At 69.3% G+C, this 26,491-nt stretch carries 21 protein-coding genes; 8 read left to right on the top strand and 13 right to left on the bottom strand.

Annotated features, from left to right (window positions below):
* Positions 1–2: 2 nt before the first annotated feature.
* From hutI to hutH, 4 genes are all read left to right on the top strand, one after another.
* Positions 3–1,190: an imidazolonepropionase gene (hutI, locus tag ACFXN1_RS20210; RefSeq protein ID WP_379438479.1), complete on the top strand. Its 1,188-nt coding sequence runs from the start codon at positions 3–5 to the stop codon at positions 1,188–1,190.
* Positions 1,187–2,146: a formimidoylglutamase gene (gene hutG, locus ACFXN1_RS20215; protein WP_379438480.1), complete on the top strand. Its 960-nt coding sequence runs from the start codon at positions 1,187–1,189 to the stop codon at positions 2,144–2,146. The genes hutI and hutG overlap by 4 nt, the downstream gene beginning before the upstream one ends.
* Positions 2,147–2,263: 117 nt before the next feature.
* Positions 2,264–3,673: an amino acid permease gene (locus ACFXN1_RS20220; RefSeq protein ID WP_379398509.1), complete on the top strand. Its 1,410-nt coding sequence runs from the start codon at positions 2,264–2,266 to the stop codon at positions 3,671–3,673.
* Positions 3,674–3,737: 64 nt separating this feature from the next.
* Entirely contained in the window at positions 3,738–5,327 is a 1,590-nt protein-coding gene (gene hutH, locus ACFXN1_RS20225; RefSeq protein WP_379438482.1) for a histidine ammonia-lyase, read from the top strand.
* 8 nt (positions 5,328–5,335) lie between these two features.
* On the opposite strand, the gene ACFXN1_RS20230 is transcribed toward hutH, so the two are convergent.
* The 6 genes from ACFXN1_RS20230 to ACFXN1_RS20255 form a co-directional block, all read right to left on the bottom strand.
* Complete coding sequence (locus tag ACFXN1_RS20230) at positions 5,336–6,565, bottom strand: acyl-CoA dehydrogenase family protein (RefSeq protein ID WP_379438483.1); 1,230 nt, start codon at positions 6,563–6,565, stop codon at positions 5,336–5,338.
* Between the two features lie 76 nt (positions 6,566–6,641).
* The gene (locus tag ACFXN1_RS20235) at positions 6,642–8,021 is read right to left on the bottom strand and encodes an alpha/beta fold hydrolase (RefSeq protein WP_379438485.1); all 1,380 of its coding nucleotides are present in this window, start codon (positions 8,019–8,021) and stop codon (positions 6,642–6,644) included.
* A gap of 157 nt (positions 8,022–8,178) precedes the next feature.
* Positions 8,179–8,985, bottom strand: a complete 807-nt coding sequence (locus tag ACFXN1_RS20240) for a class I SAM-dependent methyltransferase (protein WP_379438486.1) — start codon at positions 8,983–8,985, stop codon at positions 8,179–8,181.
* Positions 8,986–9,185: 200 nt separating this feature from the next.
* Positions 9,186–11,786, bottom strand: coding sequence for a DNA translocase FtsK (locus ACFXN1_RS20245; protein WP_379438488.1), 2,601 nt, complete (start codon positions 11,784–11,786; stop codon positions 9,186–9,188).
* A 216-nt stretch (positions 11,787–12,002) separates the two neighbouring features.
* Positions 12,003–14,855: a BTAD domain-containing putative transcriptional regulator gene (locus ACFXN1_RS20250; RefSeq protein ID WP_379438490.1), complete on the bottom strand. Its 2,853-nt coding sequence runs from the start codon at positions 14,853–14,855 to the stop codon at positions 12,003–12,005.
* Between the two features lie 125 nt (positions 14,856–14,980).
* The gene (locus ACFXN1_RS20255) at positions 14,981–15,598 is read right to left on the bottom strand and encodes a TIGR03085 family metal-binding protein (RefSeq protein ID WP_379398495.1); all 618 of its coding nucleotides are present in this window, start codon (positions 15,596–15,598) and stop codon (positions 14,981–14,983) included.
* Positions 15,599–15,845: 247 nt separating this feature from the next.
* Here ACFXN1_RS20255 and ACFXN1_RS20260 point away from each other — a divergent pair, with 247 nt between their 5' ends.
* Entirely contained in the window at positions 15,846–16,235 is a 390-nt protein-coding gene (locus tag ACFXN1_RS20260; protein ID WP_379398493.1) for a DUF4189 domain-containing protein, read from the top strand.
* Between the two features lie 38 nt (positions 16,236–16,273).
* Positions 16,274–16,834: a hypothetical protein gene (locus tag ACFXN1_RS20265; protein ID WP_364614829.1), complete on the top strand. Its 561-nt coding sequence runs from the start codon at positions 16,274–16,276 to the stop codon at positions 16,832–16,834.
* 219 nt (positions 16,835–17,053) lie between these two features.
* Here the strand turns inward: ACFXN1_RS20265 and ACFXN1_RS20270 are convergent, their stop codons facing one another.
* Both ACFXN1_RS20270 and dapA read right to left on the bottom strand, forming a co-directional pair.
* A complete protein-coding gene (locus tag ACFXN1_RS20270) occupies positions 17,054–19,039 on the bottom strand; it encodes a ribonuclease J (protein ID WP_379438491.1) in 1,986 nt (661 codons plus the stop codon).
* Positions 19,036–19,944, bottom strand: coding sequence for a 4-hydroxy-tetrahydrodipicolinate synthase (dapA, locus tag ACFXN1_RS20275; protein ID WP_379398487.1), 909 nt, complete (start codon positions 19,942–19,944; stop codon positions 19,036–19,038). Before dapA ends, ACFXN1_RS20270 begins: the two co-directional genes overlap by 4 nt.
* Before the next feature lie 146 nt (positions 19,945–20,090).
* Between dapA and ACFXN1_RS20280 the strand changes: the two genes are divergently transcribed.
* The gene (locus ACFXN1_RS20280; RefSeq protein ID WP_379398485.1) at positions 20,091–20,540 is read left to right on the top strand and encodes a hypothetical protein; all 450 of its coding nucleotides are present in this window, start codon (positions 20,091–20,093) and stop codon (positions 20,538–20,540) included.
* A 4-nt stretch (positions 20,541–20,544) separates the two neighbouring features.
* Here ACFXN1_RS20280 and ACFXN1_RS20285 read toward each other — a convergent pair whose 3' ends face one another.
* The 4 genes from ACFXN1_RS20285 to ACFXN1_RS20300 all read right to left on the bottom strand — a co-directional run bounded on the left by ACFXN1_RS20285 (position 20,545) and on the right by ACFXN1_RS20300 (position 24,091).
* Positions 20,545–21,591 (bottom strand): hypothetical protein, encoded by a 1,047-nt coding sequence (locus ACFXN1_RS20285; protein ID WP_379398483.1) that lies wholly within the window; start codon positions 21,589–21,591, stop codon positions 20,545–20,547.
* Positions 21,578–22,900: a sensor histidine kinase gene (locus ACFXN1_RS20290; RefSeq protein ID WP_379398481.1), complete on the bottom strand. Its 1,323-nt coding sequence runs from the start codon at positions 22,898–22,900 to the stop codon at positions 21,578–21,580. The genes ACFXN1_RS20285 and ACFXN1_RS20290 overlap by 14 nt, the downstream gene beginning before the upstream one ends.
* Positions 22,864–23,562, bottom strand: a complete 699-nt coding sequence (locus ACFXN1_RS20295; RefSeq protein WP_354839345.1) for a response regulator transcription factor — start codon at positions 23,560–23,562, stop codon at positions 22,864–22,866. Before ACFXN1_RS20295 ends, ACFXN1_RS20290 begins: the two co-directional genes overlap by 37 nt.
* 76 nt (positions 23,563–23,638) lie before the next feature.
* The gene (locus ACFXN1_RS20300; RefSeq protein ID WP_354839343.1) at positions 23,639–24,091 is read right to left on the bottom strand and encodes a flavodoxin family protein; all 453 of its coding nucleotides are present in this window, start codon (positions 24,089–24,091) and stop codon (positions 23,639–23,641) included.
* A 566-nt stretch (positions 24,092–24,657) separates the two neighbouring features.
* Here ACFXN1_RS20300 and ACFXN1_RS20305 point away from each other — a divergent pair.
* Positions 24,658–25,845 (top strand): cytochrome P450, encoded by a 1,188-nt coding sequence (locus ACFXN1_RS20305; protein ID WP_379443030.1) that lies wholly within the window; start codon positions 24,658–24,660, stop codon positions 25,843–25,845.
* Between the two features lie 6 nt (positions 25,846–25,851).
* Here the strand turns inward: ACFXN1_RS20305 and ACFXN1_RS20310 are convergent, their stop codons facing one another.
* Entirely contained in the window at positions 25,852–26,484 is a 633-nt protein-coding gene (locus ACFXN1_RS20310) for a hemerythrin domain-containing protein (RefSeq protein WP_379443031.1), read from the bottom strand.
* Positions 26,485–26,491 lie beyond the last annotated feature (7 nt).

Genomic DNA, 26,491 nt, shown 5'->3' on the forward strand with positions numbered 1-26,491 from the left:
ACATGCACAGCGAATCCGGGCAGTGGACGGTCATCGACAATATCGGCACCCTGGTGACCAATGATCCCGAGATCGGCGCGGGCCCGCTCGGCGTGATCCGGGATGCGGCGGTGGTGCTCGGCGACGGCCTGATCCAGTGGGTCGGCCCGCGGACGCACCTGCCCGAGGGCAGCGCCGGCACCCGGGTGAACCTGGAAGGCCGTGCCGCCCTGCCCGGATTCGTGGACAGCCACGCGCACCTGGTGTTCGGCGGTGAGCGGTCGGAGGAATTCGCGGCCCGCATGACGGGCGCGCCCTACAGCGCGGGCGGCATCCGGACGACCATCGCCGCGACCCGGGCGGCCACCGACTCGACGCTGAGCGCCAATGTCGCCCGGCTGGTCGCCGAGGCCCTCCGGACCGGAACCACCACGATCGAAACGAAGTCGGGCTACGGGCAGACCGTTGCCGATGAGTTGCGGAGCCTCGAGATCGCGGCCCGGCACACGTCGGAGACGACCCTGCTGGCGGCGCATGTCACGCCGCCGGAATTCGCCGGGCGCACCGACGATTACGTGCGGCTGGTCATCGACGAGATGATTCCGGCGTGCGCCTCGCACGCCGGCTGGATCGACGTCTTCTGCGAGGAGGGCGCCTTCGACGCCGACCAGTCGCGTGCCGTGCTCGAGGCCGGTATCGCGGCCGGGCTCACGCCGCGGGTGCACGGCAACCAGCTCAGCTACGGCGCCGGCGTCCAGCTGGCGGCCGAGCTGGGCGCGGCCTCGGTCGATCACGTCACCTACACCACCGGCGAGGACATCGAGGCGCTGGCGGCGAGCAGCACGGTCGCCACCCTGCTGCCGGGGGCCGACTTCTCCACGCGCAACAAATATCCCGACGCGCGGGCCCTGCTCGACGCGGGCGTGACCGTCGCGCTGGCCGCCGACTGCAATCCGGGCACCTGCTACACCACGAGCATTCCGTTCTGCATCGCACTGGCCGTGCGCGAAATGCACATGAGCCCGGACGAAGCCGTGTGGGCGGCGACCGCGGGCGGCGCGGCGGCCTTGCGGCGCAACGACATCGGCCACATCCGGGTCGGGGCGCGCGCCGATCTGATCGCACTGGACGCACCCTCGCACCTGTACCTGGCATACCGGCCGGGAGTGGCGCTGGTGCGCGAGATCTGGAAGGACGGACACCGGCTGTGACCGCTGTCGATCATCCGCCCGCCCCCTGGTCCGGTCGCGACGACGGCCCGGGCCCGGCACATCTGCGCTGGCACAGCGCGATATCCCCGTTCACCCCCGAAACCCCGCCCGGGGCAAGCGTTCTGGTCGGATTCCGCAGCGATGAGGGGGTCCGCCGCAACAAGGGGCGGACCGGAGCTGCCTCCGGCCCGGCCGCCCTGCGGCAGGCACTGTCGTCCATGGCGCTACCCCGCCCGGCACGCGTCATGGACGCCGGTGACGTGGCGGTCGAGGACGGGGATCTCGAATCCGGTCAGCGGCGACTGGGCGCGGTGGTGACCGAATTGCTCGACGGCGGGCATTTCGTGACGGTGCTCGGCGGTGGCCACGAGGTGGCCTACGCCAGCTATCTCGGCATCGCCGGCGGGGCCGCGGTCGCGGCCGGGGCGCGGCTGGGGGTGCTCAACCTCGATGCCCATTTCGATCTTCGCGCCGACCCGACGCCCAGTTCCGGGACACCCTTCCGGCAGATGGCCGAGGATGAGGCGGCAGCGGGGCGGGCGCTCGACTATGCGGTGCTCGGCATCTCGCAGCCGAGCAACACCGTGGCACTGTTCGACACGGCCGCGGCGCTGGGAGTGCGCTATCGGCTCGACGAGGACTGCACCGTCGCGGATCTGCCCGGGGTGCGGGGTTTCGTCGAGGAGTTCCTGGCCACCGTCGATGTCGTGTATCTGACCATTGACCTGGATGTGCTCCCCGCACCGGTCGCGCCCGGCGTCAGCGCTCCGGCCGCGTACGGCGTGCCGCTCGAGGTGATCGAGCGGGTGTGTGACCTGGTCGCGGGCAGCGGCAAGCTGGCGCTGCTGGATGTGGCGGAGCTGAATCCGGAGCTCGATATCGACCACCGGACCGCGCGCACGGCCGCTCGGCTGATCCACCGGATCGCGACTCGGCGCGACGGGCAACTAAATTAGTTGCCGTTGTGTAACTACCCGCTCTTGACACAGTTGTATAGACAGCCCTATACATATGTGAACGCACTCACAATCCCTGTCGGGCTGCGTTATGAACAACACCAGGGAGTCCGATCCGTGAAAGACATCTCCTCGACCCTGACCCGGGGTCTCACCGCCCGCCACATCCGATTCATCGCACTCGGTTCGGCCATCGGCACCGGCCTCTTCTACGGATCGGCCGAGGCGATCAAACAGGCCGGCCCTTCGGTGCTGCTGGCCTACCTGATCGGCGGCGCCGTGATCTTCATCGTGCTGCGGGCGCTGGGCGAAATGGCGGTCCGCAATCCGGTGTCCGGGTCGTTCGGTGAGTACGCCAGCCAGCACATCGGTCCACTGGCCGGGTTCATGACCGGCTGGACCTACATCTTCGAGATGGTCATCGTGCTGCTGGCCGACACCACCGCCTTCGGTGTCTACATGGGGTTCTGGTTCCCGGATGTCCCCCGGTGGATCTGGGTGCTGGCGATCGTCTTCTTCATCGGCGCGATCAACCTGCTCAACGTCAAGGTGTTCGGCGAGCTCGAGTTCTGGTTCAGCCTGATCAAGGTGGTCGCGATCATCGCCATGATCGCGGGCGGAACCGCCGTACTGATCTGGGGATTCGGCATCCATGACACCAGCACGGGCCTGTCCAACCTGCACGCCGGAGGCGGATTCTTCGCCAACGGCGTGGGCGGCTTCCTCGGGTGCTTCGCGATCGTCATGTTCGCGTTCGGCGGTTCGGAGATCATCGGCGTCACCGCGGGCGAGGCGGAGAATCCCGAGCAGACGATTCCGCGGGCGATCAATACCGTCCCCGCCCGCATCATGCTGTTCTACGTCCTGACCCTGACCGTGATCATGGCCGTCACGCCGTGGAACCAGATCGGCGACGAGGGCAGTCCGTTCGTGCAGATCTTCAAGAGCCTGGGCCTGGGGTCCGCGGCGACCGTGCTGAACGTCGTGGTGATCACGGCCGCGCTGTCGGCCATCAACAGCAATATCTTCGGCGCGGGCCGGATGATGTACGGCATGGCCCTGCGCGGGCAGGCTCCGGCCGTGATGCGGCGGGTCTCCCGCAACGGTGTGCCGTGGATGACGGTCGTGATCATGGTGTCGGCCCTACTGGTCGGCGTGATGCTCAACTACCTGATCCCGGACCGGGTCTTCGTGGTCATCGCCTCCATCGCCACCTTCGCCACGGTCTTCGTCTGGCTGATGATCCTGGTGTCCCACTTCCGCTCGCGGCAGCAGATGAGCGCGGAAGAGGCTGCCGCGCTGAAGTTCCCGGTGCCGCTGTGGCCCTACCTGCCGATCTTCGCCATCGCGGGCCTGGCCTTCGTGATCGTCCTGCTCGCCTTCGACGCCGACACCCGGGTGGCGCTCGTCGTCGGAGCCGTCTGGCTGGTCCTGCTCACCGCCGCCTATCGGCTGTGGGTCCGGCCCGCAACGCAACCCGCACCGGTGGCCCTCACGGACCCGGCGCCCGAAATCGCTCTTCCCTGACCGCACAGCTCTTCCTGAGCGCAGAGCTCTTCCCTGACCGCAGATTGGATTGGACAACAACACGATGAACGCGAACACCCTCCGACTTTCCGAGCAGCACGCCGCGGCGGCATCCGACACCGAAGTTGTCGTCGGCGTCGGCGCCCTCACCCCCGAGGACGTGGTCCGGGTCGCCCGTGGCAATGCCGCCGTGCGGCTGTCGGAGGACGCGCTCACCGTGATCGGGGCGAGCCGCACCCGGATCGAGGCGCTGGCGGCCGACCCGAAGCCGGTCTATGGCGTATCGACCGGTTTCGGCGCCCTGGCCACCCGGCACATTCCGCTGGAACTGCGAACTCAGTTGCAGCGCAGCCTGGTTCGCTCGCACGCGGCCGGTTCGGGGCCCGAGGTCGAGCGTGAGGTGATCCGTGCCCTGATGCTGCTGCGGCTGTCCACGCTGGCAACCGGCCGGACCGGCGTGCGCGTGGAGGTCGCCCAGGCGTACGCGGCGCTGCTGTCGGCGGGGATCACGCCGGTCGTGCACGAGTACGGCAGCCTCGGCTGTTCCGGCGACCTGGCTCCCCTGTCGCATGTCGCCCTCGCGGTGATGGGCGAGGGCATGGTCCGCGATGCGGACGGCACGCTCATGCCCGCCGCGCAGGCGCTGGCCGCGGCCGGCCTCGAGCCGATGGTGTTCGCGGAGAAGGAGGGCCTGGCGCTGATCAACGGCACCGACGGCATGCTCGGCATGCTCGTACTGGCCTGCCACGACCTGCACCGGCTCTTCCGCCTGGCCGACGTGACCGCGTCGATGAGCGTCGAGGGCCTGCTCGGCACCGACAAGGTGTTCGCCGCCGACCTGCAGGCCCTGCGCCCGCAGCCGGGTCAGGCGCTCGCCGCCTCGAATATGGTTCGGCTGCTGCAGGGTTCGGGCATCGTGGCCAGCCACGCCACCCCCGACTGCACGGTGGTGCAGGACGCCTACTCGCTGCGCTGTGCCCCGCAGGTCGCGGGCGGCGCGCGCGACACCCTCGCGCACGCCGAACGGATCGCGTCCTACGAACTGTCCAGCGCCGTGGACAATCCGGTGGTCACCCTCGACGGCCGGGTGGAGTCCAACGGCAATTTCCACGGTGCGCCGGTGGCCTACGTGCTGGACTTCCTGGCCATCGTGGTCGCCGATGTGGCCAGCATCAGCGAGCGCCGCACCGACCGCTTCCTGGACCGGGCCCGCAACCACGGCCTGCCGCCGTTCCTGGCCGACGATCCCGGCGTCGACAGCGGCCACATGATCGCCCAGTACACGCAGGCCGCGATCGTCTCCGAGCTCAAGCGCCTGGCCGCGCCCGCGAGCGTGGACTCGATCCCCTCCTCGGCGATGCAGGAGGACCACGTGTCGATGGGCTGGTCCGCGGCTCGCAAGCTGCGCCGCGCCATCGACGGCCTGACCCGGGTGCTGGCCATCGAGGCCCTCACCGCGGCCCGCGCCCTGGATCTGCGGGCTCCGCTGGAATCGTCCCCCGCGACCGCCGCGGTCCGCGACCGGATTCGTGAGGTGGTCGAGGGACCGGGCGCCGACCGCTACCTGGCACCGGAGATCGAAGCGGTCGTGCAGCTGGCGGCCTCGGGCGAGTTGCTGGCCGGCGCCGAATCCGTGGTGGGCCCGCTGTCCTGAGTGCGGGGTTACCCGCCGAGCAGGCCCTTGGCGATGTGGGTGACCTGAATTTCGTTGCTGCCCGCGTAGATCATGAGCGACTTGGCGTCGCGGGCGAGCTGCTCCACCTTGTACTCGGCCATGTAGCCGTTGCCGCCGAAGAGCTGCACGGCCTCCATGGCGACCTCGGTGGCCGCGCGCGAGGAGTACAGCTTCATGGCCGAGGCCTCGGCGAGGGAGACCTTCTCGCCCGCGGCGGTGCGCTCGATGGCGTTGAACACCATGTTCTGCACATTGATTCGCGCGATCTCCATCTCGGCCAGCTTGAGCTGGATGAGCTGGAACTGGGCGATCTCCTTGCCCCACAGCTTGCGTGACTTGGCGTAATCGACGCTGAGCCGGTGGCATTCGTTGATGATGCCCAACGCCAGCGAGGCGATGCCGATGCGCTCGGCGGCGAAAGACTCCTTGGCACTGTCCTTTCCGTCGCCCTTGGCCGGATTCTCGGTTTCGCCGAGCAGCCGGTCGGGGGTGATGCGGACATTGTCGAAGAACAGTTCGCCGGTGGGCGAGGAGTTCATGCCCATCTTCTTGAAGGCGGCGCTCTGGGTGAAGCCGGGCATGCCCTTGTCGAGCACGAAGGTGAGGACCTTGCGGTCGCGGCGGTCGGTGCCGTCCTCCTCGTCGAGCTTGGCGTAGACGACGGTGACGTCCGCGTACGGGCCGTTGGTGATGAAGGTCTTCCGGCCGTTGAGGATGTAGTCCTCGCCGTCGCGGCGGACGTAGGACTTCATGCCGCCGAAAGCGTCCGAGCCCGAATCGGGTTCGGTGATGGCCCAGGCGCCGACCTTCTCGAAGGTGACCAGCTCGGGCAGCCAGCGCTTCTTCTGCGCCAGGGTGCCGCGGCTGCGAATGGTGCCGACGGTGAGGCCGAGGCTCACGCCCATCGAGGCCACCAGGCCCAGGCTGATGCCGGCGAGTTCACTGTTGAGGATCACGCCCATGCTGCCCGATCCGCTGAACCCGCCGCCGGGCTTGCCCGGCTTGTTCTCGGCGCCACCCTCTTCCCGCGCAAAGGCCTTCTCCAGCCCTTCCCGGGCGAGCTCGTCCAGGCCGAAGGTCGCGTACAACTTGCGAATGGTGTCGAAGGGCGGCAGCGCACCACTTTCCAGCTGCTCGACGTTGGGTTTGATCTCCTTGTCGATGAATCCGCGCAGGGCGTCGCGGAACATCAGGTCTTCGTCGGACCACTGGTACATGTAGTGAACTCCCGAGGGCTCGCCGGAACGGTTACCCCCGAATATAGAACACGTTCTACTTCGGGCGTGGCGGAGCTCAGCCCGGGACTTCCGTGGGCGGGTTGGGGGTGGTGATGGCGGCGGCCGGAGCCGATGTGACGGCGACGTCGCCGGATTCGAGATAGCGGACAACCGCATCGTCGACGGGCGCGTTGCCGCGGCCGAACCAACCGTGGTCGGTACCGTCCACCCAGACCAGGGTGCCGTTCAGGGCGGCGGCCATGGCGGGACCGCCCGCGGCGGGGGTGGCGGTGTCGCGGGTGCTCTGCAGGATCAGTGGGCGGGTCGCCAGGCCGGTGCCGTCGACACGGATGCGGTCGGACGAGGCGGGCCAGGCTCCGCAGAACGCGCCGGAAGCCTGCAGGCGGGAGAAGAAGGCGAAAATGCTCGCGCCGGAGACGAAGTCACCGATCGCGGCCGGGACCGCGGCCGGGTCCGGGGTTCCGGTGTCCTCGTTGCAGGTGATCGCGTCGTACATCCACTGGCCGGTCGGATCCAAGGCGGTCCTCTTGGTCAGATAGGAGAGGAATTCGGTGTGTTGGGGGTCGGCGCGGTACCGGCGCATCCCCTCGGCGAGATCCGGCCACAGGTTGCGCGAGTACACCGCGGTCGAGGCGGCGGCATAGGTCGGACTGGTCGTGCCACTCGGATGCCGCACGGTCTGTACCAGATTCGCGATCCGCCCCGATACCTCGTCCGCACTGGGCGTCTGCCCCGGCGCAGTGAGCGCACCGCTCGCACCGCCGAGCGCCGGATCGAGCCGGGCCAGCCAACCGCCGCCCTGCGCATCAACCTGCCGAACCCATTCGGCGGCAACAGCATTGCGCGAATCGCCCAACCCGTAGACGGCGTCATTGGCGGCGATCCAATCGAACAGTTCGGTGAACCCCGCCTCCCGCGCCTGCCATCCCTGCGCGAACTGCTCACGCCAATCCCACTGCGGATTCACATTCCCGTCCAGCACCATGTGATCGACATGCGGACCGAACAGAGTCGCGTACGCGGCCCCCAGGAACGTGCCGTACGAACCGCCGTAGAAATCGATCCGATCGACACCGAGCGCCTGCCGCGCCTGGTCCAGGTCCCGCGCCAGGGTCTCGGTAGTGATAGTGCGCGGATAACCGGGATCAGCACTCTCACATGCAGATCGATCGGTCACCGGGATGATCACCGCCGTGGTCGTCTTACACCGCAGCGGCGTCGCCCACCGCAACCCACGCGGCTGCACCGCAATCTCATCGAACTCCCGATGCAACTCAGGCGCCGTCACATTTCGTGGCCCCCAAAACCCGAGAGCATCCGCCCCCGGCCCACCCTGCCCCGCAAACAACACCCCACGCTTGTGCACCGAATCGCCGGCCGGAATCCGACTCACCGTAATGTCGATACGCCGCCCATCCGGCACCGCATAATCCATCGGCACCGACAAACTCGCACACTCGGCGTCCCCCGCAAGACGCTGCTGCTGCTCGCCAATGGTTTCCTGGCTCGCCGCGGGCTGAAGAAAGCGCGACGGGAGGGACTGCTGGAATCGCTGTGACCGAGGGCCTCCCCGCGTCTTCCGGCAAGATGGCTCACTCCGAGAATCGGAGCAGGGTGAGTGAGGGCCGCAGCGCGCGCACGACCGGGGCACTCGCGACCCGGCGCAGCAGTGGAGAGGCCCATCGGCCCCGCCCGGGCGGCGGGATGAGGTCCTCGGACGCAACGACTCCCGGAATTCGGGTGGGCAGCCGGCGCGCCTGACGGAGGGACTGGCTGGACGGCATCGGTGGGGCGGTATAGCGGTCGCTGAGGCGCACCCTGCCCTTCATCGTCAGCGCGCTCATTAGGCGTGGGATGGAGTCGTAGAGGAGGATGCCGCCGGGAAAATGTCCGGCCAGGTCCGCGATGAGCAGGTGGACCTCGGCGGGCGGGAGGTACATGAACAGGCCTTCGGCGGTGACCACCGCGGGGCCGGATGGCACTTCGTCGAGCCAGGACCGGTCGAGCACCGAGCGGGCCAGGCGGGTGATCGCGGGGGCCGGAGGTAGCAGTCGCTGCTGGGCGGCAACCATTTCCGGCAGGTCGAGGGAGAACCAGGCGGCCGCGGGTTCACCCAGACGCCAGTACGTTGTTTGCAGGCCCTCACCGAGTGCGACCACCGGCCCAGCGGGGTGGGTGGCGAGGAAGCCGGCGATGATCTCGTCGATCACCATCGCGCGCAACGGGTGGACCTGGCTGGGTGGCCCGAATCGCTCGAAGTCCTCCCCGGCCAGCGCACGGTAGAGCCGGACCGCCTCGTCGTCGGCGTAGCCGGAATCCGAGCGCAGCGCCTCCTCGGCCCGGTTGCGCAACGTCCACAACGCTGTCTCGGGCACGCCCGTCAGTTCGGCTTGGGTCATCTGCCTTTCCTTCCCACCGTGCGTGTTTCGCAATGAAGGCCGAGAGGGGGTGCCGTGATGAGCGGCAGTGGCCGCATCAGCACCGCGGCGGCGCGTAAGTTATTGCCGGAAACAGTCATACGTGCACTATCCCGGCCGAGGTGTGTCGGTGGATTGGACAAATGTTCCCGGAGGGCCGGCGATCATGGCCTGCGCCGCGGCTAAACGCCCTCGGGCTCAGCGTCATCCGAGGCGGGCGGCGCGCCGTCGCCGCCTCGGATGGTCCAGAGGAGGCCGTCGAGTTCGTCGGGTTTGATGAGGACGTCTCGGGCCTTGGAGCCTTCCGACGGGCCTACGACGCCACGGGTTTCCATCAGGTCCATGAGGCGGCCGGCCTTGGCGAAGCCGACGCGGAGTTTGCGTTGCAGCATGGAGGTGGAACCGAATTGGGAGGTGACGACCAGTTCGATGGCCTGCAGGAGGAGGTCGAGGTCGTCGCCGATGTCGGGGTCGACGTCCTTCTTCTCGCCGGCCTTGGCGGCGGTGACGCCCTCCTGGTAGTCGGGTTCGGCCTGGGTTTTGGCGAAGTCGACGACGGCCGCGATCTCCTCGTCGGAGATGAAGGCGCCCTGCAGACGGGTCGGTTTGCTTGCGCCCATGGGCAGGAACAGGCCGTCACCCATGCCGATGAGCTTCTCCGCGCCCGGCTGGTCCAGGATGACGCGCGAGTCGGTCAGCGACGAGGTCGCGAAGGCCAGGCGGGACGGGACATTCGTCTTGATCAGACCGGTGACCACGTCGACCGAGGGCCGCTGGGTGGCCAGCACCAGGTGAATGCCTGCGGCACGGGCCTTCTGGGTGATGCGGACGATGGCGTCCTCGACATCACGCGGCGCGGTCATCATGAGGTCGGCGAGCTCGTCCACGATGGCCAGGATGTACGGGTAAGGGCGGTAGACCCTTTCGCTGCCCAGCGGCGCGGTGATCTGGCCGGACTTCACCTTCCGGTTGAAGTCGTCGATATGGCGGACCTTGTTGGCCTGCATGTCCTGATACCGCTGCTCCATCTCCTCCACCAGCCAGGCCAGCGCCGCCGCGGCCTTCTTGGGCTGGGTGATGATGGGGGTGATCAGGTGCGGAATGCCCTCGTAGGGCGTCAGTTCCACCATCTTGGGGTCGATGAGGATCATGCGGACCTCATCGGGGGTGGCCCGGCACAGCAGTGAGACCAGCATGGAGTTGACGAAGCTGGACTTACCCGAACCGGTCGAACCGGCCACCAGCAGGTGCGGCATCTTGGCCAGGTTGGCCGCCACGAACTCGCCCTCGATGTTCTTGCCCAGACCGATCACCAGCGGATGATGGTCGTTGCGGGTGCTCGAGGCCTTCAGCACGTCGGCCAGGCGCACCAGTTCGCGGTCCGCGTTCGGCACCTCGATGCCGACAGCCGACTTGCCCGGAATCGGCGCCAGCAGACGGACATTCTCGGTCGCCACCGCGTAGGCGATATTGCGGGCCAGGGCGGTGATCTTCTCGACCTTCACGCCGGGACCCAGCTCCACCTCGTAGCGGGTGACCGTCGGGCCGCGCACGAAACCGGTGACCGCGGCATCGATCTTGAACTGCACCAGCACCTCGGTGATGGCTTCGATCATGGATTCGTTTGCCGCACTGCGCTTCTTCGGCGGATCGCCGTCGGTGAGCAGCGACAGCGACGGCAGCGTGTAATCGCCGTCCACCTCGCGGTCGGTGACGAACTCCAGCTGCTGCGGCTCCGGCGGCGGCGGAGTCTGATCGACGACCTTCGCGACGGCCTTGCGCGGCTTGGGCTTCGGCTTCTCCTCCGGCGCGGCGATGTCCTTGGCGTCCTGCAGCGGCGGCTCGCCGATGATCTCGGTGACCGCGTCGGAACCCGAGAACTCGTCGGTCGGATAGTTCTCCGAGGGGGTGCGGCCGCGGCGCTTGCGCACCTCGGGACGGTGCATCGGGAAGCCGTCGGCGTCATAGCTGTCGGCGTCGTAGAGGCCGTGTTCCTCGGAGTAGCTCTCGTATTCGTCGCCGCCCGCGCCGGTGCCGAAGATCTCCCGCAGCCGGGCGGGCACATCCCGCACCTGGGTGCCGGTGATCAGCAGCAGCCCGAAACCGATGGCCAGCATGAGCAATGGCACCGCCAGGAAGGCGCTCAGCCCCTCACCCAGCGGACCACCCACCACATAGCCGACGAATCCGGCAGCATGCGCGCGACCGTGCGCGTCGGACGGCGAACCCGCCGCCAGATGCCACAGACCCAGCACCGGCAGCCCGGCCAGCAGACCGCCCAGCACCAGCCGGGGCCGGATCTCCGGCTGCGGCTCGGTCCGCATCAGAATCACCGCGATGGCCACCGCCACGAACGGCAGTGCCGCCGAGGCGGATCCGGCCACCGCGCGCACCACGGCATCCACCCAGTGCCCGACCGGACCGCCCGCCGACATCCACACGGCCGCCGCGATCACGAAGGCGAAAGCCACCAGCCCCAGCGCGATCCCGTCGCGCCGATGCCCGTGCTCGATCTCCCCGGCCCGGCTGACCGCCCGCGTCGTCGCGCCCAGCCCCCGCGCCATCACGGTCCAGCCGCTGGTGACGCCCCGCCGAACCACCGCGAGCGGTGCGGTATTCGACCCGCGCCGCGGAGCGGGCCGCCGTGCCGGCGCCTTCCGTCCCGCTCCCCCGCGCCCCTTCGCGGGGGTGCGTGGGCTGCGAGCGCGGGCCTGTGCAGGAGCCTGCCCCCGCGTAGCCGCCGCTCGCGAACGTGACGTTCCGGTGCGGGCCTTACCTGCCATGCGTCCCAGGCTAGCCGCAACAGCACCACCCGGACCATCCGCAACACCCGGCCCACCCGAATCAGAAACTGTGGCGCTCACAACCAAAAACCCGCGCCGACGGCGCGATCACCCGCCTCGAAGCGGCCCGAAACCACCCGTCACACTACGTCGCGCCCCGGCTGTACCGGCCCATTCGCGCGGCGGAAAACCGCCACGGCCTGCAGCGCGGCTGGATCAGCGGGTCGCGGGGAGGGCGGTCCAGGTGGTGAGGGCGGTGTCGAAATCGGGGATCTGAGTGCTCGCGGTGCGGTAGCACTCGGCGGCGTCGAGAGTGCGGCCCAGGCGGCGCAGGGCCGTGTAGCGGACCAGCAGGTTGTGGGTGTGGGCTGCGCCCCCGGCCGAGATCCGGGTGGCCTCGGCGCGTTCGGCGTGCTCGGCGGCCTGGGCGTAGCGACCGGCTGCCAGGTCGGCGCGGGCGGCCCGGGCGTGGATCACCGATTCGAAGCGGGTGTTGCCGAAGCGGCGGGCGGTGACCAGGGCGGCATCGAAAAGGCGTGCGCCGCGCTCGGCGTCGCCCTCGCTGCTGAGAATCCAGGCGGCCTCGGTCAGGCCCCACACCACATTGCGGCGCACCCCGGACTCGTCGTCGCCGACCACCGCCCGGGCCGCAGCGGCCAGGGAGTCGCGGTTGCGACCGGCCGCCGAATAGGCCCGGGCGAGCAGCGAATACGCGACGCGGACGCACTCGGAGCTGTCGGCGCGTCGGTAGTAGGTGAGGGCGGTCGCGAAATGGGTTGTGGCGCGGGCCGGGTCGCCGTCGTGCAGGGCGAGCACGCCCGCGAAGCCCTGAATCGCGCCGGAGGTCCAGGGATCGATATCCGGATCGTCGTCGGCGAGCAGCCCGCGCACGTGCACGGCCGCCCCGTGCGGCTCTTCCAGTTCCGCGGCCAGCGCGAAGACCAGCGCCAGCCGGGCCCGGCGGGCGGCCACGATGTCACCGTCGGAGGTGATGGCCTGCACCAGCTCTTCGAGGACCTTGACCAGGTCGACGGTGGCGTCACAGGCCAGTCCCGTCTCGGCCACGGTCAGTGCCAGGTCCGCCGCCAGCACCCGATGCCGGGGCGTCCCCGCGACCGCCAGCCGGTAGACCGCGGCCAGATTACGGCGCTCGATGGTGAGGAAGTCGCGGGTCGAGTCCAGATCGCCGAGGCGGGTGCCGGGGTGCCCGGTGGGCGCGAGACGCAGCCGCAGACCCGGATGCCGCACGCGCAGCACCGTTTTCATGGTGGCCAGGTAGTAGTCGAGCAGGCGGGCGGTGACATCGAGTTCGCGCTCGCGGTCGGGCCGGCCGAGCGCGAACAGGCGCATCAGATCGTGATAGTGGTAGCGGCCCCGGCCGACCGATTCCAGCATGCCGCGGTCCACCAGCTCCTCGCACAGGTCCTCGGCCACCGATTCGACGGTGTCGAGGACCGCGGCGGTGGCGGCCAGCGAGAGCTCGGGCAGATCGGCGACGGCGAGCAGCCGGAAGGCGCGCGCCGTATCCGGCGGCAGTTGCTCGTAGCCCGCGCGGAAGGCGGCCGTCAGCGCCAGGTCCCCGGCCCGGAAGCGGTCCAGGTCATGGCGTTCGGCCGCGAGCCGGTCCGCCTCGGAGACCACCGTCCACTGCGGCCGGGCCGCCACCCGCGCGGCCACGATGCGCACCGCCATGGGCAGCAGGCCGCACAGCTCCACGATGCGGCGTGCCGCCTCGGGTTCGGCCGCCACTCGCACCGCGCCGACGATGCGGGTGAACAGGGTGACGGCCTCCTCGGGTTCGAGCACCGTCAGCGCCGCGGACCGCACACCGGGGAGGGCGGTGAGCGGACCGCGCGCCGTCACCAGCACCGCGCAGCCGGAGTCCCCCGGCAGCAGCGGCGCGACCTGCGCTGCGTCGCAGGCATTGTCGAGCACGAGCAGCAGGCGGCGGCCGCTACTGGCGGACCGGAACAGCGCGGCCCGCTCGGCGACGCCGACCGGAATCTCCTTCTGCGCCACCCCCAGTGCGCGCAGGAACGCGCCCAGCACATGCTCCGGTTCGGCCGGCGTCGCACCGGCGCCGAACAGATCCACGTACAGCTGGCCGTCGGGGTACAAGTCCCGGATCCGGTGTGCCACATGCAGAGCCAGCGCCGTCTTGCCGACCCCGCCCATACCGGAGATGGCCACGATCGGCCGGGTCGCGCCGAGCACGGCGCACAACTCCCGTACCAGATCATGACGGCCGGTGAAATCGGCTGTGTCGGGCGGCAATTGGGCCGGCCTGGGCGCGACGACGGCGATCGGCGCGGTCTCCGCTGCCACGGTGGGCAGCTCGTCGGCCAGGATCTGACGGTGCAGCTCCGCCAGCGCCGGACCCGGCTCGATGCCCTGTTCGGCCACCAGCAGCCTGCGAATGCGCTGGTATTCCTCGAGCGCCTCGGTGCGGCGGCCCGCCCGGTAGAGGGCCGTCATCATGAGCCCGCGCAGCCGCTCGCTGTGCGGATCACCGGTGATGAGCGCGGCCAATTCGGCCATGGCGTGCGAGAAGTCGCCGCGTTGCACGGTGAGCTCGAGAAGATCCTCGGTGAGGACGCGATGCAGCCGCCGCAGCCGCGCACGCTCGGCCGCGGCCCACGGCCCGGGCACACCGGTCAGCGGATCACCGCGCCACGCGCCCAGCGCGTCACGCAGCGCGACGTCGGCGGTCTCCAGGCAGCCGGCAGCGCGCGCCTCGGCCGCCTCGCCACGCAACCGGTCGATGCGGTCGACATCGAGGTGCAGCGGCCCGTCCAGGCGATAGCCGCGCGCTTCCGACGACAGCAGCACCGTTTGCTGCGCGGCCAGATGCTTGCGCAGCGCCCACGCGTAATTCCGGAGCGCGCCCACCGCCGAGTTCGGCCGTTCGGCACCCCAGATGCCGTCCACCAGTTCCTCGACCGACACCGTGCGCCCGCGCGCACACGCCAGCATGGCCAGCGCCGCCTGCTGTTTGGGCGGCATGGGCGGAATCGGCACGCCATCGGCCGTCAACTCGACCGGTCCGAGAACCGTCAGTTGCCAAGACATTGCCTACCACCTCATCACACACGGGCCGCTGCCGAGGACGCAAGCTACCGCTCGACGCGTGATCGTTTCATGACCGGTGTGCGCGCTGCCACTCCCGCCGGGCGGGCGGTCGCGAGGGCGGCGGGTCAGACGCTGCGGTCGAGGGCGTGCACCAGCGCCACGTCGTCCGGGGCGCCGGTGGCCTCGAGCCGAACGGCATTGCGGCCGAACGCATGCAGCAGCAGCTCGGACGGCGGCCCGGCCAGCACGACGGTACGGTCGCCAGCCTGGCGGGCGACGGTGCGGCGGCCGTCGGGCGTGGAGAGCGCGACAGTAACCGGCGATTTGCGATATGCCATGCGCGCCAAGCCCGTCAGCATCTTCCAGAGCTGGTTCTCATCGGCGGCGGACAGCGTGCGCGGCTCCCAGCCGGGCGCGGCGCGGCGGACGTCCTCGTGGTGGACGAACATCTCGGTGGTGTTCATCAGCGAGTCGACAGGGCGCAGGAGAAACGGCGGGCCGCTGCGCACCTCGTCGAGCAGGTCGGCGAACGGGCGCTGGGTGACCTTGCGCTGCACGCTGTCCAGATAGGAGGCGAAGGGCTTCAGCAGGATGCCGGGGGCGGCGTCGGGGCGGCGTTCCCGGACGACCAAGTGCGCGGCCAGGTCTCGGGCGGTCCATTCACCACACAGGGTGGGCGCGTCCGGGCCGGCTTCGGCCATCGCTTGAACCAGGGCCTGGCGCTCCCGTTGAGCCAAAGTCATAAGGGGAACCTTAGTCGGGGATGTCGGAACGCGCACGACAGCGTTAAGGAAACCACCCGGTCGTTCATAAGGACGGGAGTTGATCGTGATCGCGGCTTCCGGTTGTGTCAGTGCGGCCGGCCGCGACGCCGCACTCGAGGACACTGCACAAAACACAGATCCGGGTTGGCGTCAACCTTTCCGTATCGGTAGCTTGATCCCTCGGTCCATAGGGTCGTGGATCCGAAAGCACAAGAAGGGCAACACTTTGAAGAAGATTGTCAGCGGCGCAGCCGTGATGGTCGCGGCCGCCGGCTCCCTGCTGGCCGCGACCGCGGCTCCGGCCAATGCCTACCAGGACTACTACTACGGCGCCATCGCGCTGTCGCCGTCCACGGGTCATATCGGCTACTCCTACGACTATTCCGACAGCCCCTCGGCGCAGAACGCCGCCATGAGCTCGTGCCCCCAGGCCGACTGCCACATCGTGGCGCGCTTCGCGAACGGCTGCGGCGCGATCGCCTACTCGTCGCGCGACGGCTACTACACCTTCGGCGCGGCCTCCTCGCGCAGCGCGGCCAAGAGCCAGGCGCTGGGCCGGAACTCCGGCGACGCCACCATCATTCACTGGAACTGCACCACCGGCTACCAGCTCTGATCCGACGGCGCCATTCCAAGACAACGGGGAGAATTTCGTTGAAGCACACCATCTTTCGCGCGACCGCCGCGCTGATGCTGGCCACCTCGGCCTTCGGCCTGGTGGCCTGCAGCAAGTCCGATGACAGCACCAAGGCCGCGTCCACCACCTCCGCGGCCGCCCCCGCCGGCAAGTTCGACGGCAGCACCGAGGGCGACGGCAAGATCACCGGCGCAGCCCCCGCCCCCACCACGGTCGCGGATCTGCCCAAGCCGAGCGTGCAGGAACTGAACGACAAGGTCACCAAGGCGTTCGACCCGTCCATCGACTCCAAGACCAAGACCGACTGGATCGAGGACGCCGCCCTCGACCCGCAGCTGGCCCAGAAGCTGGTCGACGCCGCCAAGGCCAACAACGTCACCATCAAGATCACCAATGTCGGCGACCCGGCGAACGGCAAGCTCAAGGCCGACGCCGACGTCACCATCGACGGCAAGCCGGTCCAGAACGCCACGGTCTCCTTCGTCGCCGACGGCAGCGACTGGAAGATCGACCACAACTACGCCTGCAGCATCGTCAAGGCCGCGAAGCTCGATTCGGCCGCCTGCCAGGACAAGTAGAAACTCTTGTAGTTCCCGCCCCGGGCGGAGTGCCGCCTCCGGCGGAGGACCCCCGGCGGAGGAACACCCTGGCGGGAGAACCGCCCAGTTTTGCCGCCCCCGACAGCAGAACCGTCGGGGGCGGAGCTGTGTTCGCAGCGGATTCGGCCGTGCGACAGGCGAAACCGCCCGAGCAGCGGAATGCTGCTCGGGCGGTTGGGTTTTCGGTTGTGCGCCGGGTCAGACGCCGATGACCGTGGGGACGATCATGGGGCGGCGGCGGTAGGTCTCGGCCACCCAGCGGCCCACCACGCGGCGGACGGACTGGGCGATGCGGTGGGTGTCGGTGACACCCTCGACCGCCAGGCGGTGCAGTTCGTTCTCGACGAGTTCCTGAGCGCCGGCGAGCGCCTCGGGGTCATCGGAGAAGCCGCGGCCGCTGACCTCCGGTGTGCTGACGGCCTTTCCGGTGGCCGAGTCGACGGCGACATTGATGGAGACGAAGCCGCCCTCGCCCAGGACCAGGCGGTCGGAGAGGGTGGACTCGCCGACGTCGCCGACCGAGAGGCCGTCCACGTAGACCTGGCCGACCGGGACGCGGCCGGAGATGGTGGCGATGCCGTCCACCAGGTCCACCACCACGCCGTTCTCGGCCAGGATGACCCGCTCCTCGGGCACGCCGGTGGCCACCGCGAGCGCGCCGTTGGCGCGCAGGTGCCGCCACTCGCCGTGCACGGGCATGGCGTTGGTCGGGCGGACCGCGTTGTAGAGGTAGAGCAGCTCGCCCGCCGAAGCGTGGCCGGAGACATGGACTTTCGCGTTCTGCTGGGTGACGACCGTGGCGCCCAGGCGGGCCAGGCCGTTCACGACCGCGAAGACCGCGTTCTCATTGCCCGGGATCAGCGAGGAGGCCAGCACCACCAGATCGTCCGGGCGGATATTGATCTGGCGGTGGTCGCCGCGCGCCATGCGCGACAGCGCCGACAGCGGCTCGCCCTGCGAGCCGGTGGAGATCAGCACCAGCTTGTGCACCGGCAGGTTGGCAGCCTGATCCAGGTCGACCACCAGGCCGTCCGGGATGTCCAGGTAGCCGAGGTCCTGCGCGATCTGCATATTGCGGACCATGGACCGGCCCACGAAGCACACCCGGCGGTCGTAGCGCTGCGCCACATCCACCACCTGCTGGATGCGGTGCACGTGAGAAGCGAAGGAGGCCACGATGACCCGGCCCTTGGCCTTGCCGATCACATTGTCGAGCACCGGGCCGATCTCGCGCTCGGGCGTCACGAAGCCCGGCACCTCGGCATTGGTGGAGTCGACCAGGAACAGGTCCACGCCCTCGTCGCCGAGGCGGGAGAAACCGGCCAGGTCGGTGAGGCGGCCGTCGAGCGGCAGCTGATCGAGCTTGATGTCACCGGTGTGCAGCACGATGCCCGCGGGCGTGCGGATGGCCACCGCGATGGCGTCCGGGATCGAGTGGTTGACCGCGAAGTACTCGCAGTCGAACGCGCCGTGCTGGGTGCGCTCACCCTCGGTGACCTCGATCAGGTTGGGCTGCAATCGATGTTCGCGGCACTTGGCCGCCACCAGCGCGAGGGTGAACTTCGCGCCGATGACCGGAATGTCGCGCCGCAGGCGCAGCAGGAACGGCACCGCGCCGATGTGATCCTCGTGACCGTGGGTGAGGATGACCGCGGCGATATCGTCCATGCGGTTCTCGATCGGACCGAAGTCGGGCAGGATCAGGTCGACGCCGGGCTGCTGATCCTCCGGGAACAGCACTCCGCAGTCGACGATCAGCAGCTTGCCGTCGTACTCGAAAACGGTCATGTTGCGGCCGATTTCACCGATGCCGCCGAGCGCGAACACCCGCAGGCCGCCCTTGGGCGCCTTGGGCGGGGTGCCCATCGCGTGCGGGTCGCGCGGGGCCGGGGCCGGCTCGCGATCGCGGCCACCCTGCCGGGACCGGCTGCCACCGCGGCGGGTGCGGTCACCGCCGCGGCCGCCGCGGCCGCCGCGCTCCCGAACCGGTTCGGCCGCAGCCGATTCCGTGCGCGGGGCGGCGGCTTTCACCGATTCCTGCGGCGCGGCAGCGGTGCTCGCCTGGGCGGCGGGTTCCGCCTGGGCCGGAGCCGGCGCGGGCTGCACGGGAGTCTCCGCAGCCGGGGCGGGCGCACCGGCGGCGCGGCTGGCGGTACGGCGGGGGCGACGAGCGGGGCCGGTCATGCAATCACCCCGGCCGCGCGCAGGTCCACCGCGAGTTCGTCGAGTTGATCCTGGGTCGGCATGAGTTGTGGCAGCCGTGGTTCCCCGGTCTCGACGCCGAGCAGGCGCAGCGAACCCTTGGTCATGGCGACGCCGCCGAGGCGGGCCATCGCCCGGTTCAGCGGGGCCATGCTCACATTGATCTCTCGGGCCCGCTGCACGTCGCCGGCGCGGTAGGCGTCGATCAATGCGCGCAGGCGGTCCGGCACGAGATGGCCGATGACGCTGATGAATCCGGTCGCGCCGACCGACAGCCACGGCAGGTTGAGCACATCGTCGCCGGAGTAGAAGGAGAGCCCGGTCTCCGCGATCAGCTCGGCGCCGGCGCCCAGGTCGCCCTTGGCGTCCTTGACCGCGACGATGCGCGGGTGCTCGGCAAGCCGGCGAATGGTGTCGGTGGCAATGGGAACCACTGAGCGCGGCGGAATGTCGTAGAGGGTGACCGGCAGGTCGGTCGCGTCCGCGACGGCGGTGAAGTGGGCGAACAGGCCGTCCTGGCTGGGACGCGAGTAATACGGGGTGACGACCAGCAGGCCGTGCGCGCCCGCGCGCTGCGCGTTGCGGGCCAGTTCGATGCTGTGCGCGGTGTCGTAGGTGCCGGCGCCCGCGATGACGGTGGCACGGTCGCCCACGGCGTCCACGACGGCGCGCAGCAGATCGAACTTCTCGGACTCGGTGGTGGTCGGCGATTCCCCGGTGGTACCGGAGATGGCGAGCAGATCGACGCCACCGTCGATCAGGCGGGCGGCCAGCGCGACACCGGCATCGACGTCGAGCTTGCCTTCGGCGGTAAAGGGGGTCACCATCGCGACACCTACTGTGCCGGACGCGTGCAGCTCGATTCGCGTCGATTCACCGTTCGTCATAGTCAGAAGGCTACAGCCTTGCCCGAACGGGATTTGCATCGTTATACCCGAACCGTGCCCGGCGCGATGGTGATTCGCGTCAAGCGACCACTTCTGGCGTCAGAAGTTTCCTTGAATGACGTCAATGACGGCGTCACACTGGTGTCATGGATCTCAACAAATACACCGCCCAGCTGCGCGAGAACCTGATTGCCGCCGCGGCACTCGGCGATGAGAAAACCCAGGCTACGGCCGCCGCTCTGGCCGCCGCCACCGAGAACTCCGCCCGGCTGGTCCTGCTGGCCGCGCTCTCGGAACTGGCCGCCGAGGTGAGCACGACCCTCCCCGACCGCACGGTGCACGTGTCGGTCGACGGGACCGACGCCCACATCGACGTGCGCAAGACCGCGGGCGAGGAGGACCACCCCACCTTCGACGAGGTCACCGGTGACATCAGCCGGGTGACACTGCGGCTGGTCGAGCAGATCAAAGCCCGTGCCGAGGAGGCGGCCGCGCAGAGCGGGCAGTCGCTGAACTCGTGGCTGTCGACCACCGTTCAGTCCGCGCTGCGGGACCAGATGAAGCGGGGTGGCCCCGGCCGCTGCGACGCCCCGTGACCGATCAATCGGTGATGGTCGTGACCTTGCCGTCGGTGTCGATCTCGGTGCGGCGATCCTCGTCGGGGGCCGTCGCCAGCACCGTGGCCAGTACGTGACGGCCCAGCGGCAGCACCCGGACCGTGATGCGGCCGGCGTTGATGGCGTCGAGTTCCCTTGTGGCGGCATCGATCACGCGCTTGCGCACCCATTCGGGGACGCCCGCGAAACCGCCGTCGTCGAGGAGCACCACCTCCACGCCGCGCGCCCGCGCACCCCGGGCCGCGCCGCTGAGCTCGTCGGTGACCAGCTGCGGTGCGCGCAGGCCGTCGCGGAGTTCGGCCTCCAGCAGCCGGCATTCCTCACGTTCGGCGGCAGTCAGCTCCGCGCCGTCGGCGATGCGTTCCAGGATCGGCCGGGCCACCCGGTCCAGGCGGGCGAGCTGACGCGTGCGCTCACTGTCCGCGGCGGCCATGGTGGCCTCGGCCGCGGCCCGCATCATGGCGTCCTCGCGCAGGATGCGCAGTGACCGCTGCATGGGGCGCATGACCGCGGTGAACACCGAGATGGCGGTGACGGTGCCGACCGGGACCAGCGAGCCGACCAGGGTGCCGGGATGCAGATGCGAGCCCAGGCCGAGGGCCACCAGCACCGTCGCGACGGCGATGACGCCGAGCCACGCGGTGCGAATCCGCCCGCGCAGCACCAGGACCGCGAGGACATAGGACGAGGCGAAGGCCGACCACACCGACTCGTTCGGCAGATCGTGGGTGGGGGTCATGACCGTCAGGGCAGTGGCGACCGGCGGCGCGGCGGCCGCGTACAACGCCACCGGAATCGGCAGCGGGTCCACCGGAATCGCGGTGACCAGTGCGCCCGCGCTGAGCATGAGAACCAGACTCGCGAAGGCCGCCCACGGCGGTGACTGGCCGAAATTGCGCATCATGTACAGCGCGATGACGGCCTCGAGAATGAGCAGGAACAGCCAGGCGGTGCTGCCGCGCAGCCCGAGCAGATCGCGCAGCCCGAACCGGGGTTCCAGGTCGATACCGGAGCTGTCAGCGTGAGCCATCGCCACCCCATACCAGTGTCACGGTGGTGCCCTCGCCCGGCTGGGATTCCACAAACGCCGAGCCGCCGGCCAGCTGGCGCATGCGGCCCAGGATGCTCATGGAGATGCCGAGGCGGTCGGCGGAGACGGCGGCCAGGTCGAAACCCGCGCCGTCATCGCTGAAGACGATGCGAATGCTGCCCGCGCTGACCGTGGCGGTGACGGTGCGGCGCACCTCCCGGCCCGGAACGGCGGCGTGGCGCAGGCTGTTTCGCACCGCCTCGGTGAGCGCGGCGGCAATGGTGCTGGCCGAGTGCACGGGCATGCGCAGGTCGTCGTAGCCGGGCCAGGTGCGGGTGGCGAAGCGGATGCTCGGATTGATCTCCTGCACCGCGGCCCGCAGGAACAGCACCGCGGAGCGGGCGTCGAGCAGATCGGGATCGCGCTGGGCGCCGCGGCATTCGTCGAGCTGCTCCAGGGTGCGTTCGGCCTGACGTTGCAGCACATCGGATTGGGTGCCGGCCCGGGACGCCTCGAGCAGCGTGGAGAGCACAGCGTCGTGGATGAGGGCGGCGAAGCGGGCGCGCTCCCGGTCGCGGGACTGGGCGGCGGCCTGGGCGGCGGCGCGGCGGCTGGTGATGGCGGATTCGCGGTCGACCCGGGCCGCGGCGCCGGTGGCGGCGGTGCCGCACCAGACGAACAGGGCCGCCAAACCCGCTGAGCGCAGGAAGTTCTCGGTCACATGCTGCGGGGTGACCGAGCTGAGCGTGTACACGGTGGCCAGGGCCGCCGAGGTCGCGGCGGCCAGCAGATAGATCACGGTCACCCGGCTGGACCAGGCCAGCACCGCCGCGGTGACCGCCAGCGCGGTCACCCGGTACGGCCACACCGTGGTGGCGTCCACGGTGTGAATTTCCAGCCCGAACGGGATGGAGGCCAGGGCGCCCAGGAAACTCAGTGCCGCACAGCCGCAGACGAAGCGGATGGCCCGCGGACCCGACACCGCCGACACCACGGCGATGATCGGATACCAGCCGAAGGCCAGCACCACCGCGGTCACCGTCCACCAGGCCGGCGCGTAGCGGCCCTGTTCGGCCACCTCCGGCAGTTCGACGCCGCCGACGATAATGCCGGCGATGCCGATGGAGATGCCCAGCCGCCGCATGATGCGGTCGTAGGCGGCGGTGGCCGGGTCCTCCCGCATGCTGAGGCGGGCGCGCAGGCGCTGGGTGTATGCCGCGAGGGACGGCATCGGCCGGGGTGCGGCCGGGGATTCCAGGGTGCCCGAGGCCGTCATGTCCGCGGATTCCGCTCGGGAACGGGCAGCCACCCGTCCTCGACGGCCCGCTTGTACAGATCGGTCTTGGTGGGGGCCGGGCGGCCGGCGTCGGCGTACTTCTGCCGGATGCGGCCCAGATAGTCGTTGACGGTCTGCTCGGACAGGCCGGTCATGCGGGCGACCCGCGAGGCCTTCTCCCCCGACGCGTACAGCTGCAGCACCTGCTGCTGGCGCGGGCTCAACCCGACATCGGACAGCTGCGGGTCGCCGTCGATGGCGGCGGCCCAGTCGGTGGTCACCACCTGTTCGCCGTGCGCGGCCCGGCGTACCGCCGCGACCACCGTCGGCATGTCCTCGGACTTGCGCACCACACCCAGCACGCCCGCCCGCGCGGCCGACCGGACCAGGAACGGATTGTCCGCCCCGGTGAACACCAGCACCTCGATCCCCCGCGCCCGCAGCGCCCGCACATTGTCATCGGGCGAGGACCCGTCCGCGAGCCGCAGATCCAGCACCACCAGATCCAATCGCGGTCCCGCCGACAGCAATTCCGCCACGGTCCCCGCCGTGATCACCAACTCCAGATCGGCTTCCGGGGCCAGCATCGCCGACAACCCGATTGCCACCGACTCATGGTCCTCGACCAGCCCGATGCGGCGTATCCCCGACTCTTGCGCCTCCACGGCGGCCGTCACCTCTTCCCACACTCCCAAGTGACGTTCCCCGAGAACGCCCACTCGAGTATGACGGGCGAGCCGCCGAATGTGTCAGCCACCAGAAATCGGGGGCTCAGCCCATCAGCTGGGCGGCGATGGTGGCCCCCAATTCCCAGCAGCGCTCGATCTCCGCCTTCTCCGGCTTCCCCAACACGATCACCGGCGCGGCCGCTTTCTCCCAGCCGAGTCCGGTCGTCGCGCTCTCGACACTCCGCTCGGCCCCCTCGGTCCCTTGATTCCCGTGGATGTACAGCCCGTAGGGCCGGCCCCGGGTCGAATCCAGGCACGGGTAGTAGAAGGTGTCGAATGCGTGCTTGAGCGCTCCGCTCATATAGCCGAGATTCGCGGGCGTCCCCAGCAGATACCCGTCCGCCGCGAGCACATCACTCGCCGTCACGCCCAGGGCGGCCCGCCGTACGACGTCGACCCCTTCGATCTCGGGATCGGTGGCGCCCGCCACCACCGCCTCGAACATCTCCTGCATGAACGGCGACGGCGTGTGATGAATGATCAACAGAGTCGGCACGTCCCGAGCCTAACCCTCCTCTGCCGCCCAGCCCGGCCCCTCGGCCGTCTGGCGGCGGCCCCGATCCGAGCGTCGGTCGAGGCCGCGAGAGTTTGTAGTTCACATAGTGGTGAACGCGCTGCAACATCGGTCTGAACGTCTAAGCCGTTGTGGCCGAGCCGGTGTCGGACTCCATGTTCCCGCGCCTCGGCAATTGGCCGCGGCAGCGGCCGTGACCGGGGGCGATGACGGACACAACCGTCCACCTCAGAGTTCGCTGCGACTTCATCGAGGATTGCGGTAAGATTCCCGCATCACCGAAACACGTTCCAGCGAAACACATCTCGCAGGTGAATGTGTCCGGGAAGTGAACGCTGATCATTGACTCGAAGCTGGAGTGCTGCTGGCGAACTGAAGACGGCATCGATGTATCCGATTGCCCGGCAAGTGGATACGCGCCACCAGCATTCCAGCAGCAAAACCGACCGTTCTCGATCCTGTGTGATCGTTGCACCGAGGGCCGTGGAACTGGTCGCACCATCCGTCCATGGGAGCTACATCTTGGTAACTGACGTGTTCGAGGCCGCATGAAGCTGTATTCGCCCGAGTTCACCGCCGACCCCCGCACCGCGTACGACCGTATGCGGCGCGAGCACGGCCACCTCGCCCCGGTCGAAGTGGCGGCGGGAGTTTCGGCGACACTGGTGATCGGATACCGTGCGGCACTGCGTATTCTGAGTGATCCGGACCGTTTTCCCGCCGATCCGAGAGCGTGGGAGTCGAGTCTCCCGCAGAACTGTCCCGTCCTGCCGATCATGGAGTGGGGGACGATCGGTTCCGGCGCGGAGGAGGAGCACCGCACGCGCTATCGGCCCGCGTACCTCGAGACGCTGCGCGCCGTCGATCTCTTCACCTTGCGGCATGAGGTCGAGGCCGCCGCGGTGCCGTTGATCAACGAATTCTGCAGTGCGGGAAAGGCCGACCTGCTCGACCAGTTCGCGGTGCCGCTGACCGTCCGGGTGGTCAACAATCTGCTCGGCCTGTCCCCGGAGGTCGGCGAGCGGGTGTTCGACGCGATGGCCGTCCTGCGCGACGCCCCCGACGAGGAAACCTCGGACCGCTACAACCAGCGCCTGACCGGAGACCTGCTGGAGGCGGTCTCGGCCAAGCGGCGCGAACCCGGCACGGACGTGATCTCGCGGCTCATCTCGCACCCGGCCGGGCTCGACGACGCCGAGATCGTGGCGCAGCTCGCGGTCCTGTATGCCCGCGGCAGCGAACCCACCTGGAATCTGATCGTCAACACGGTGCTGTTGATGCTGACGGACAAGCAGTTCCACGATGATCTGCTCGCCGGTGCGTTGACCGTTCGGGACGCGATCGACGAGGTGCTGTTCGTCAATCCTCCGCTGGCCAACTCGTGCGCCCGCTATCCCCGTCAGCCGCAGCTGGTCGAGAATGTGTGGCTGCCGGCCGACCACCCGGTCATCATCAGCTCGACCGGATGCAATTCCGATCCGGCGGTGGCGGGCGACCGCATCGGCAACCGCTCGCATCTGGCGTGGGGCGCTGGATCACGGTCGTGCCCAGCCCAATCCGTGGCCCTGGTCATCGTGCAGGAGGCACTGGACCAACTGCTGGACGCGCTACCCGAGATCGAATTGGCCATGCCCACAGAACAACTCGAATGGCGGCCGAGCGCATTCCATCGCGCACCCGCCGCGGTCCCGGTGATCTTCCCGCCCGCCCTGCCGCTGGCCGTCCCGACCCCGTGAGCACCCCTATCGCCACAGGCGGCTGCGGCGGTAAAGGGGCTGGAACGCCACACGATTCAGGACGCCGACCGGGGCGGGCATGGCGGCCAGGAACGCGCGGCGCTCCTCGGGGGTGACGTCGTCGAGGATCCACGGGATGTAGACGGCCGCGCCGGAGGGGCCCTGACGCCGGGCCATCGCGGAGCGGAAGGCCGCCCAGTCCGCGGCCGTCAGTTCCTGCTGGATGAGTGGCAGCGCCGCAATCTCCTCGTGCCGCATGTGATTACCGAGGCCTTCGGTCAGCTCCCGGACGCCTGCACCGAGATTCGGGTCTCGGCGCGCGATGGCCTCGTCCACGCTCGCCAGCAGCGGATCCAAGTGCGCGTGCTCGGCCTCCATATCGGCGATGAGCGCGAGTTCGACGGGACGGCCGGTCACCGCGCGAAGCAGCGCGGGCCACAGCACCGCGTCCTCGACCGAATGGTGCACGTCGAGTTGGCGTTTGAAGTTCGCCCAGCCGGCCCGCACGCCGGGAGCGTCCATCCGACCGGCGTCGGCGGCCTCGCGCAAACGCCCCAGATCGCGGCGAAAAGCATTGTGGGTGGCATACATCGGCGTGAAGTCGATGAGTTCGGAATTCGACGGGGAGTCGACGGACATCGGTGGA

The sequence above is a fragment of the Nocardia sp. NPDC059154 genome, assembly GCF_042755705.1.
GTDB lineage: Bacteria > Actinomycetota > Actinomycetes > Mycobacteriales > Mycobacteriaceae > Nocardia.

Bases quoted from the DNA above. Each gene is read 5' to 3' on its own strand.
- dapA (WP_379398487.1), bottom strand. From the start codon at position 19,944: ATGACGAACGGTGAATCGACGCGAATCGAGCTGCACGCGTCCGGCACA.
- ACFXN1_RS20310 (WP_379443031.1), bottom strand. From the start codon at position 26,484: ATGTCCGTCGACTCCCCGTCGAATTCCGAACTCATCGACTTCACGCCG.
- ACFXN1_RS20245 (WP_379438488.1), bottom strand. From the start codon at position 11,786: ATGGCAGGTAAGGCCCGCACCGGAACGTCACGTTCGCGAGCGGCGGCT.
- ACFXN1_RS20240 (WP_379438486.1), bottom strand. From the start codon at position 8,985: ATGACCCAAGCCGAACTGACGGGCGTGCCCGAGACAGCGTTGTGGACG.
- ACFXN1_RS20285 (WP_379398483.1), bottom strand. From the start codon at position 21,591: ATGGCTCACGCTGACAGCTCCGGTATCGACCTGGAACCCCGGTTCGGG.
- ACFXN1_RS20255 (WP_379398495.1), bottom strand. From the start codon at position 15,598: ATGACTTTGGCTCAACGGGAGCGCCAGGCCCTGGTTCAAGCGATGGCC.
- ACFXN1_RS20305 (WP_379443030.1), top strand. From the start codon at position 24,658: ATGAAGCTGTATTCGCCCGAGTTCACCGCCGACCCCCGCACCGCGTAC.
- ACFXN1_RS20280 (WP_379398485.1), top strand. From the start codon at position 20,091: ATGGATCTCAACAAATACACCGCCCAGCTGCGCGAGAACCTGATTGCC.
- ACFXN1_RS20270 (WP_379438491.1), bottom strand. From the start codon at position 19,039: ATGACCGGCCCCGCTCGTCGCCCCCGCCGTACCGCCAGCCGCGCCGCC.
- ACFXN1_RS20250 (WP_379438490.1), bottom strand. From the start codon at position 14,855: ATGTCTTGGCAACTGACGGTTCTCGGACCGGTCGAGTTGACGGCCGAT.
- ACFXN1_RS20230 (WP_379438483.1), bottom strand. From the start codon at position 6,565: ATGTACCAGTGGTCCGACGAAGACCTGATGTTCCGCGACGCCCTGCGC.
- hutI (WP_379438479.1), top strand. From the start codon at position 3: ATGCACAGCGAATCCGGGCAGTGGACGGTCATCGACAATATCGGCACC.
- hutH (WP_379438482.1), top strand. From the start codon at position 3,738: ATGAACGCGAACACCCTCCGACTTTCCGAGCAGCACGCCGCGGCGGCA.
- ACFXN1_RS20235 (WP_379438485.1), bottom strand. From the start codon at position 8,021: ATGGATTATGCGGTGCCGGATGGGCGGCGTATCGACATTACGGTGAGT.